Annotated in this window: 1 pseudogene; it reads left to right on the top strand. The window is 69.4% G+C overall.

From position 1 onward, the window contains the following. Window positions 1–248, top strand: a pseudogene (locus AC3A6Y_RS35080) (hypothetical protein); the annotation flags it as partial.

The following is a 248-nucleotide window of genomic DNA, read 5'->3' as shown; positions in this document are numbered from 1 at the left end:
CGCGAGGCCCTCAAGAAATACACCCTCGACCTGACCGAGCGCGCCCGCCTGGGCAAGCTCGACCCGGTGATCGGGCGCGACGAGGAAATCCGCCGCGCCATCCAGGTGCTGCAGCGCCGCACCAAGAACAACCCCGTGCTCATCGGCGAGCCCGGCGTCGGCAAGACCGCTATCGTCGAAGGGCTGGCGCAGCGCATCGTCGCCGGCGAAGTGCCCGAGTCGCTCAAGGGCAAGCGCGTGCTGTCGCT

This window comes from Variovorax sp. Soil_C_17 (genome assembly GCF_057657265.1).
This window is presented reverse-complemented; position numbering and strand designations above follow the sequence as displayed.